Genomic DNA, 8,132 nt, shown 5'->3' with positions numbered 1-8,132 from the left:
AGAAGCAAGGACGATGGTAGCAGAGTCCGTAGATATCTATAATCAAATGAGGCCTCATACGGCTTTAAAATACAAAATGCCCGATGAAGTACATCGAGCGTTTTAGTTAAAAAGTGTCAACCCATATCAGGACGGGTCAAACTTATCTGAGACTATTGACGACGCATCGCATCGAAGAACTCATCGTTGGTCTTCGTCATCGCTAGCTTATCGATTAGGAATTCCATTGCGTCGATTTCGCCCATTGGGTGAACGATCTTACGCAGAATCCACATCTTCTGTAGTTCGTCAGTCTTCGTCAGTAGCTCTTCACGACGTGTACCTGAGCGGTTGAAGTCAATCGCAGGGAATACACGCTTCTCAGCAATCTTACGGTTCAAGTGCAGTTCCATGTTACCTGTACCCTTGAACTCTTCGTAGATAACTTCATCCATTTTAGAACCAGTATCTACTAGTGCCGTTGCGATGATAGTTAGGCTGCCGCCTTCTTCTACGTTACGTGCAGCACCGAAGAAACGCTTAGGACGATGTAATGCGTTTGCATCCACACCACCTGTTAGTACTTTACCTGATGAAGGCACTACGGTGTTGTAAGCACGTGCTAGACGAGTGATAGAGTCAAGCAAGATAACCACGTCTTTCTTATGTTCAACAAGACGTTTTGCTTTCTCGATTACCATTTCCGCTACTTGTACGTGACGAGATGCTGGCTCATCGAAAGTCGACGCAACCACTTCACCTTTAACTAGGCGTTGCATCTCGGTTACTTCTTCTGGACGTTCGTCGATAAGAAGAACCATCAACTCACACTCAGGGTGGTTGTACGCGATGCTTTGCGCGATGTTTTGCAGAAGCATTGTTTTACCCGCTTTAGGCGGAGCAACAATCAGACCACGTTGACCTTTACCGATTGGCGATGCCAAGTCTAAAACACGTGCTGTAATGTCTTCTGTTGAACCGTTACCACGCTCCATAACCATGCGCTCATTCGCATGTAGAGGGGTAAGGTTTTCAAATAGGATCTTGTTACGGGCGTTGTCTGGTTTATCGTCGTTAACGGTATTGACTTTTAGAAGGGCAAAGTAACGTTCACCGTCTTTTGGTGGACGAATTTTGCCAGCGATAGAGTCACCAGTACGTAGGTTAAAGCGACGAATCTGACTTGGTGATACGTAGATATCGTCCGGACCCGCAAGGTATGAACTATCTGCACTGCGTAGGAAACCAAAGCCGTCTTGCAGAATTTCCAGAACCCCATCGCCAAAGATGTCTTCGCCGCCTTTCGCGTGCGCTTTTAAAATCGCGAAGATGATGTCTTGTTTTCTTAAGCGAGCTAGGTTCTCTAATCCTAAGCTTTCGCCCAGTTTTACAAGGTCAGACACAGGTCTGTTCTTCAGTTCGGTAAGGTTCATGGTGGTGGATTCTTGTTTAGTCAAAATAAGATCTGTTTTCTAGTTAAGATGGATTTGGTCTCAGGATCGACCAAGAAGAGAAATTTGTTCAATTAACGCGCGATAAGTTAGCACTAATTAGTATTCTAGTCCAGAGTTAGAAAAACAAAACCGTGCATTGTAACTTTGCACGGTTTTATCTGTAATCACTTGGTGATTATAAGTTTGCGTCTAGGAACTCTTTTAGTTGAGTTTTAGACAGAGCACCTACTTTCGTTGCCGCTACGTTACCATCTTTAAATAGTAATAGCGTTGGAATGCCGCGAATACCAAACTTAGGTGGTGTACCTGCGTTATGGTCGATGTTTAGTTTACCGATAGTGAGTTTGCCTTCGTACTCGTCTGCGATTTCGTCCAAAATAGGAGCGATCATTTTACAAGGACCACACCATTCTGCCCAAAAATCCACTAGAACCGGGCCTGCAGCGTTGATTACATCGTTTTCAAAACCGTCATCAGTTAGCTGCAAAATCTTATCACTCATCTTCCACTCCAATGTGTTTTTCGAAACTGGTTGGATGATAACCAGTAATTAGATGCCCTATTGGAATGTATTTACTTTCGTATTGCAAGCTTTAGCTGATATTCTATAGCCATGAAAAAGACGCATATCACAGAGCAAAAGTTCGCCGATTTGGGCTTAAAGCCCCAAGTTATTGAAGGATTGGACAAAAAAGGGTTCGAATTTTGTACCCCTATCCAAGCCTTGGCGTTGCCGGTCCTGCTCACCGGCCAAGACATCGCAGGCCAGGCCCAAACGGGTACTGGTAAAACGCTCGCGTTTCTTACTGCTACGTTCAACCACCTTCTGACGACTCCGGAACATGAAGGTCGTAAGCCTACACAGCCACGCGCAATTATTATGGCGCCTACACGTGAGCTAGCTATTCAGATTTACAATGATGCAGAATCATTAACTGAAAGCACAGGTCTAAAAACCGCTCTAGCTTACGGTGGTGAAAGCTACGACAAGCAACTTGCGAAACTGCAAGACGGCGTAGATATTCTGATCGGAACAACAGGCCGTATCATCGATTTCTACAAACAGCGCGTATTTAACCTCAACAACATTCAAGCTGTTGTTCTGGACGAAGCCGACCGCATGTTCGATCTTGGCTTTATTAAAGACATTCGCTTCTTGTTCCGTCGTATGCCTGAGCCAAAAGAGCGTTTGAACATGCTGTTCTCAGCAACGCTGTCTTACCGCGTTCAAGAACTGGCATTCGAACACATGAATACTCCTGAGCATGTCGTTGTCGAACCAGAACAAAAAACTGGCCACCGTATCCAGGAAGAGCTTTTCTATCCTTCGAATGAAGACAAAATGGCGCTGCTTCAAACACTAATTGAAGAAGAGTGGCCAGATCGCGCTATCATTTTTGCCAATACCAAGCATAAGTGTGAATCGGTTTGGGGACATTTGGCTGCCGATGGACACCGTGTAGGCCTTCTTACTGGCGATGTACCGCAGAAGAAGCGTGAGAAGATTCTTGAGCAATTCACCAAAGGTGATGTCGACATCTTAGTTGCAACTGACGTTGCAGCGCGTGGCCTGCATATTCCTCAGGTAACGCACGTTTTCAACTACGACCTTCCTGACGACTGTGAAGATTATGTTCACCGTATTGGCCGTACTGGTCGCGCTGGTGCGAGCGGTCATTCGATCAGTTTTGCTTGTGAAGAGTACGCGGTTAACCTACCAGCAATCGAAGAATACATTGAGCACACAATCCCAGTTTCAGAGTACGATTCGTCGGCACTGATTCAAGATCTACCGGCTCCGATTCGTATGCGTGCACCACGCAACCAACAGCGCCGCACGAATACTGGCGGTACCCGTTCTGGTAACCGTAAGCCGCAGGGACGTCGTCCACGCCAACCGCGTCAATCGGCACCAAAACAATCGTAATAGGAAACTGAGTTCGTTTTATGAGTCAAGCAGGATCATCACCGCTATATGCCGCCATCGACCTCGGGTCGAACAGTTTTCACATGCTCGTTGTGCGTCACATCGATGGCAGCGTTCAAACAATGGCTAAAATTAAGCGCAAAGTTCGTCTAGCAGCGGGCTTAGATGAACATAATTCTCTTAGTATGGAAGCTATGCAGCGAGGATGGGACTGCTTAAGTCTATTTGCGGAACGCTTGCAGGACATTCCTAAACAAAACATTCGCATCGTCGGTACTGCAACATTACGTACCGCGACCAATGTAGATGTGTTTTTAGAAAAGGCTAACCAAATTCTAGGCCAGCCTATCGAAGTGATTACTGGTGAAGAAGAAGCTGCCACTATCTATAAAGGTGTCGCTCACACCTCTGGCGGTAGTGGTCGTCGCCTTGTAGTCGATATCGGTGGAGCAAGTACCGAACTGATTATCGGTGAAGGTTTCGAAGCCAAAGCACTGACCAGCTTAAAAATGGGCTGCGTGACTTGGCTTGAAAACTTCTTTAAAGATCGCCAATTGAATGCTCGTAACTTTGACGCGGCAATTGAAGGAGCGAAACAGACCATCCAGCCGATTTTAGAACGTTATACAGAAATTGGTTGGGATGTGTGCGTTGGTGCATCAGGCACTGTTCAGGCATTGCAAGAGATAATGCTGGCGCAAGGCATGGACGAAGTAATCACTCACTCCAAACTCAAGCGTCTACAGAAGCAAGCCATGTTGGCCGACCATTTAGAAGAGCTCGATATTGAAGGCTTAACACTTGAGCGCGCATTAGTGTTCCCTAGTGGCCTCTCTATTTTGATTGCCGTTTTTGAATTGCTTGAAATCGATGCTATGACACTGGCTGGCGGCGCACTACGCGAAGGCTTAGTGTATGAGATGGTTGAAGAGCTTCGTCAAGAAGACATTCGTGCCCGCACTATCGCTAGCGTACAAAATCGTTATCAGCTCGATCACCAATACGGTGAACAAGTCGCTAGTCTGGCACACACGCTTTTACAGCAAGCTGGGGGCGATGAGTGGATTACAGAGCCTCAGGGCAAGATATTACTCGAGACCGCCGCAAAACTGCATGAAATTGGCTTAACTATCGATTTCAAAAAAGGCGGAGAGCATAGTGCTTACTTGCTGCAGAATTTGGATCTGCCTGGTTACACGCGCGCACAGAAGTTCTTTATTGGTGAAGTGGCTCGTCGCTATCGCGAACAGCTCACTTCTTTACCTGAGCAGCATGCATTATCAGGCTCGAGTGCCAAACGAGTATTGAGACTGTTGCGTCTTGCAGTTTTACTCAGCCATCGTCGCAATCCTGATCTAGAGCCAAATGTGACTCTAACAGTTGAAGGCGACAATCTAACGTTACACATTGATGCGCAATGGCTAGAGAAAAACCCACTGACTGCGGCTGAGTTGGAAATTGAATCCAACCGTCAGACAGACATCGGCTGGCCGTTAAGCGTCGTAGCAATATAATCGACCACTTCTGTCATAACGTATTAAGCCCAGGCGTTCGCTTGGGCTTTTTTGCATCTACTTCCCCTACAAAACGTGCTGCCCAGCAAAAATCTCAGCTTCTCCGCTCTACATCGAAAAACAGCCATGCTTTATTGATAAACACAATTTAGCCAACCAAGATGCACCATCATGAAAACCGTTTTAATGACTGGCTTAACTGGCACCCTCGCCCCAAAAGTCGCTCATCAGTTTCACCTACGCGGCTGGAACATATTGGAGTGGAATCACCACCAAATCTCACCAGATGATCCAGAGCAAAGTGAACAATTTTGGCAGCAACACCACATCAATGCGGTGTGCCATATGGCGATGGGAAGTGAAGAGTGGGCAGCGTGGCTTGGTGAGCAATGCAAACGCCACAATATTCCTTACCTCTTTGTCAGCACAGCAATGGTATTTGATGCCACAAAAAACGGGCCTTATGGCATCTTTGAAGAAAGAAACACCCAAGATGATTACGGCAAATACAAAGTTCGTTGTGAAGATGCAATCTGGCAAGCAAATCCAGATGCGATGGTTGCTCGAATTGGTTGGCAGCTCCATCACCAAGCAGAAGGCAATAACATGTTGGCGCATCTCGACCGCCAATATGAAGAGAACGGCGTTATTACCGCTAGCACGGCTTGGTATCCTGCGACTTCTCATATGGACGATACTGCACTCGCCTTTTTGCAGCTTATTGAGCGGAACGAAGCCGGTTTATATCACCTTGATAGCAACTTAAAAGATAAGTGGAATTTCTACGAACTCGTTTGTGCACTCAAACAGCATTACAACAAACCATGGCAAGTGCTGCCAAGCAATGACTATCACCATGACCAACGTCTAACAGATGAACGAATTGCCTTGCCGCCATTGAGTGAACGTTTCACCAAGCCAGAGCAAATCCAGCAAGCCGGCATCATAGGAATCAACTGGGGACGCACGCACATTCCCCACTATCGAAACAATGGTGTATCGGTCACAACGTTATGCGCCAACCAAATAGAACCGCTTCAGCAAGCGTGCAGTGAAGAAGCAATCCCAAAGGCAGAAACGAACATCAGCGCACTCAAACTACTTGATGTCGTGACCATCGCGACACCTGCGCATACTCATGCAGAGATCATAAAGACGTTAGGTTCAACCAAGCTTATCTGTGAAAAGCCATTGGTGGGATTGAATTCTGACATAACTCACTGGCAGCAACCGAACGCCAACCTATTGGTTAATTACGCCTTTGCTCAGCTTAATACCGCCAAGACGATAGAGAAGTGGCTCACTTCGCAAACCCAACCTTGTGTGGTCAATCTAGTCACCCAAGTTAACCTACCGGGCACCTTCACGCTCAAAGAGTGGTTTCTTGAAACTGCCAGTCACCCTATATCTTGGTTGCTGCACTGCTTTGGAGACTATTATCAATCGACACTGGTTGAGGAAAACGGCCAACTGATCGTTGATCTGCAATGTGGCGACCACCAGCTAAGGTTTGTATTTGAACTAACAGGTGAACCGGGCATCGAGCACAATCTAACGATTCAATCCAACCAGACCTTAACCAGCAAAGGCTACTACCGTGTCGGAGAAAAATGGCGTTTCGAGCCCATTCTCGTTAATGGCAACGCGATAAATGATGGAGAGTACAGCGAGTCTGATTGCTGGCAGGACGCCAATCAACGCAGTGTCGGTTTGATGTTGGCGATGTTCAATCAAAGCATCAGCTGGGATAACGGCCTGCAACTTGGCGCCTTCGATGCGCAAAAAGCCATTTTGATTGAAAAGATGCTCTGTTAGCCATTTCACCAGCGAGCTTCCTCTACGTGCCGTACCTTCGATTAAAAGGTCTCACTCGGGACCTTTTTTACTGCTCATTTTTACCTTCGTACAGCTCAGGGAGCTTTTGGACACCCATGATCTAATTGCTCCCCACGCTGTACAAAACCCTCTAAATCCCAGTAAGCAGGTACAAAAAAGCCGCTTGATTTAAGCAAGCGGCTTTCGGGGTTCCCACTGATATTAAGACTGAACGCTTGTCGTCACCTTAAAATCAGGGTTCACCGCAGTCAGCTTCTTAATGAGGTAATTCAGTAATACGCCGTACATAGGAACGAACAGACCAAGACTGATAATCAGTTTGAAGCCGTAATCCACCAGCGCGATTTCCGTCCAATGCTCCGCCATAAATGGATCTGGGCTTTGGTAGAACGCAATGGCGAAGAAAGCGATGGTATCAAGTGCATTACCGAAAAGCGTTGAACACGTTGGTGCCACCCACCATTGCTTCATTTGACGTAGGCGGTTGAACACGTGCACATCCATGATCTGACCAAGTAGGTACGCCATGAAGCTAGCAATCGCGATACGAGCAACGAATAAGTTAAATTCCCCTAGGTGACCAAAACCTTGGAATTGACCTTCGAAGAACACCACCGATAAGAAGTAAGACACTGCCAAAGCAGGCAACATCACTAAGAAGATGATCTTACGTGCCAACTGAGCACCGAAAATACGCACGGTTAAATCAGTCGCTAAGAAGATAAATGGGAAAGTGAATGCACCCCAAGTGGTATGGAAACCGAAAATAGTAAACGGTAGCTGAACTAGGTAATTGCTAGATGCAATAATGACTAGGTGGAATAGAACCAGATAGATAAGGGCGTTGCGCTGCTGCGCAGGGGTAAAGTTACTCATGCGATACCTTTTTAGTTTGGTTTGGGGGTGAGGGAACCCAAATCGAGTCACTGAATAAAGTGGCTCTTACCAACAATGTAAAATGAAAAATAAACTGGCTTGGCTCATTCTGAGCGAAGCGGTGGGCGATTATACATTAACCACTTTTCGCCGCAAGTCGTCTGTTTTACGCAAACGTTTGAGCATAAAAAAGGGTGTTTCATGTGAAACACCCTTTCTAGAAAAATTCTATTTTTAGAAGCCGCGTTGGAACAACCCTGCAAGATAATCCAACTCTTCCCTGCTCTCTTCAATCGCTAAAGCTTCAAACCAAATCGCTTCGCTGTAATGCTCTGCTTTCATAAACAGTCGGCAACCTTCAAAATCGATCAGCCAAGAGTGAATGTCCGCATCCCACTGCTTTTCCACCACAGTAGCAGAAAGCAAACCAACTAAACGCTCACCTAAAGCAGGAAAGCTATCAAGGTCAAAGCTCGGCGCGGTAATGATTAAGCGCCCTTCTTGTGCCATGTAGTCCGCTAAGCCAAATTCCTTTTGCATCGTGGT

At 46.4% G+C, this 8,132-nt stretch carries 8 protein-coding genes; 4 read left to right on the top strand and 4 right to left on the bottom strand.

The window, feature by feature from the left end; genetic code table 11:
- A partial coding sequence (locus tag R7E29_RS13895) for an integrase core domain-containing protein (RefSeq protein ID WP_318082719.1) occupies window positions 1–106 on the top strand: 106 nt, incomplete at its 5' end.
- A 46-nt stretch (window positions 107–152) separates the two neighbouring features.
- Here the strand turns inward: R7E29_RS13895 and rho are convergent.
- Both rho and trxA read right to left on the bottom strand, forming a co-directional pair.
- Window positions 153–1,412, bottom strand: a complete 1,260-nt coding sequence (gene rho / locus R7E29_RS13890) for a transcription termination factor Rho (RefSeq protein ID WP_005378757.1) — start codon at window positions 1,410–1,412, stop codon at window positions 153–155.
- A gap of 196 nt (window positions 1,413–1,608) precedes the next feature.
- Complete coding sequence (gene trxA / locus R7E29_RS13885) at window positions 1,609–1,935, bottom strand: thioredoxin TrxA (protein ID WP_004745500.1); 327 nt, start codon at window positions 1,933–1,935, stop codon at window positions 1,609–1,611.
- 111 nt (window positions 1,936–2,046) lie between these two features.
- Here trxA and rhlB point away from each other — a divergent pair, with 111 nt between their 5' ends.
- The 3 genes from rhlB to R7E29_RS13870 all read left to right on the top strand — a co-directional run bounded on the left by rhlB (window position 2,047) and on the right by R7E29_RS13870 (window position 6,689).
- Window positions 2,047–3,360: an ATP-dependent RNA helicase RhlB gene (gene rhlB / locus R7E29_RS13880; RefSeq protein ID WP_054577300.1), complete on the top strand. Its 1,314-nt coding sequence runs from the start codon at window positions 2,047–2,049 to the stop codon at window positions 3,358–3,360.
- 20 nt (window positions 3,361–3,380) lie between these two features.
- Window positions 3,381–4,874 carry a guanosine-5'-triphosphate,3'-diphosphate diphosphatase gene (gppA, locus tag R7E29_RS13875; RefSeq protein ID WP_054577299.1) on the top strand — a complete coding sequence of 498 codons (1,494 nt, stop codon included), beginning with the start codon at window positions 3,381–3,383 and terminating at the stop codon, window positions 4,872–4,874.
- A gap of 171 nt (window positions 4,875–5,045) precedes the next feature.
- Window positions 5,046–6,689, top strand: coding sequence for a sugar nucleotide-binding protein (locus R7E29_RS13870; RefSeq protein ID WP_054577298.1), 1,644 nt, complete (start codon window positions 5,046–5,048; stop codon window positions 6,687–6,689).
- Between the two features lie 222 nt (window positions 6,690–6,911).
- On the opposite strand, the gene R7E29_RS13865 is transcribed toward R7E29_RS13870, so the two are convergent.
- Together R7E29_RS13865 and R7E29_RS13860 are read right to left on the bottom strand one after the other, a co-directional pair.
- Complete coding sequence (locus R7E29_RS13865) at window positions 6,912–7,586, bottom strand: 7-cyano-7-deazaguanine/7-aminomethyl-7-deazaguanine transporter (protein WP_005378770.1); 675 nt, start codon at window positions 7,584–7,586, stop codon at window positions 6,912–6,914.
- A 234-nt stretch (window positions 7,587–7,820) separates the two neighbouring features.
- Entirely contained in the window at window positions 7,821–8,126 is a 306-nt protein-coding gene (locus R7E29_RS13860) for a DUF3630 family protein (RefSeq protein WP_005378772.1), read from the bottom strand.
- Window positions 8,127–8,132 lie beyond the last annotated feature (6 nt).

The organism is Vibrio sp. Vb1729 (assembly GCF_033338655.1).
Classification (GTDB): domain Bacteria; phylum Pseudomonadota; class Gammaproteobacteria; order Enterobacterales; family Vibrionaceae; genus Vibrio; species Vibrio alginolyticus.
Note: the sequence above shows the minus strand (reverse complement) of the source record. Positions and strands in the feature narration are given on the sequence as shown.

What these genes read in the sequence shown, in the direction of transcription:
- rho (WP_005378757.1), bottom strand. Translation starts at nt 1,412, where the DNA reads ATGAACCTTACCGAACTGAAGAACAGACCTGTGTCTGACCTTGTAAAA.
- R7E29_RS13865 (WP_005378770.1), bottom strand. Translation starts at nt 7,586, where the DNA reads ATGAGTAACTTTACCCCTGCGCAGCAGCGCAACGCCCTTATCTATCTG.
- R7E29_RS13870 (WP_054577298.1), top strand. Translation starts at nt 5,046, where the DNA reads ATGAAAACCGTTTTAATGACTGGCTTAACTGGCACCCTCGCCCCAAAA.
- rhlB (WP_054577300.1), top strand. Translation starts at nt 2,047, where the DNA reads ATGAAAAAGACGCATATCACAGAGCAAAAGTTCGCCGATTTGGGCTTA.
- gppA (WP_054577299.1), top strand. Translation starts at nt 3,381, where the DNA reads ATGAGTCAAGCAGGATCATCACCGCTATATGCCGCCATCGACCTCGGG.
- R7E29_RS13860 (WP_005378772.1), bottom strand. Translation starts at nt 8,126, where the DNA reads ATGCAAAAGGAATTTGGCTTAGCGGACTACATGGCACAAGAAGGGCGC.
- trxA (WP_004745500.1), bottom strand. Translation starts at nt 1,935, where the DNA reads ATGAGTGATAAGATTTTGCAGCTAACTGATGACGGTTTTGAAAACGAT.